Origin of the sequence: Xanthomonas euvesicatoria pv. euvesicatoria, from assembly GCF_020880415.1 — a bacterium.
Classification (GTDB): Bacteria; Pseudomonadota; Gammaproteobacteria; order Xanthomonadales; family Xanthomonadaceae; genus Xanthomonas; species Xanthomonas euvesicatoria.
The window spans coordinates 1-696 of sequence record NZ_JAJIUJ010000091.1 but is presented as its reverse complement, the minus strand read 5'-3'; the positions used below and the strand labels follow the sequence as shown (position 1 = coordinate 696).

General features: G+C 61.5%; 1 protein-coding gene. It reads right to left on the bottom strand.

Annotated features, from left to right (window positions below; genetic code table 11):
* On the bottom strand, positions 1 to 542 hold a 542-nt coding region (locus tag LN450_RS15260), incomplete at its 3' end, for a hypothetical protein (RefSeq protein WP_228885001.1).
* Positions 543 to 696 lie beyond the last annotated feature (154 nt).

Here is a 696-nt window from a genome sequence, read left to right as displayed (position 1 = left end):
GCGAGGTCAGCACGAGACACGCGGTCCAGGTAATCGATGGATGCTCGAAGCTGCGCGAGTTCGGTTCGCTTTTCGGTGATGATGCCAACCGAATAGACCACCGCCCCCAGTCCCAACACGCCCGCCACGAGCATCGTGGCCGATGCAATGCCCATGCGTCGCGTGATCTTTGTTTCCAAGGACTGCTGGGCCTGCGCATAACGTCGAGTGGCTTGCTGCAATGTCTCGTCCGCAGTGGCCATTTCTTTGTTGAATCGCTTGGCGGCTGGCTCCAGCGTCTGCGTCAACGCCTGATTGGTCAGCTGCGTCAGCCTCGGCAGGGCGTTTTCCAAGACCCGATTGACCTTGGCATCGGCGCTGCTGGCCGCGTGTTGGACTACCTGAAGTTGCTCGGCGACCACCTCGCGCAACCGTTGTTCGCGCTGCTGCATGGATGCCACCACCAGCGTCGTCAGCACTTTGACCGTCTCTTGCAACGAAGTGTTCGATGCATTCAACGTGGCCATCATTTCCGCCATTGCGGGGGTGTCTTGCCTGTCCATGAGGTCTCCTGAGCTCGGCTGGTCAGGGAGCGATTTTGACTAACCGCCACCCCCTCCACCACCACCGCCTCCTCCCCCGTCTCCACCCCCACCGCCGTCCCCTTGGGGACCGCTCTGCATCGGCCCCTTGGCAAACTCCGGCAAGGTCATCACC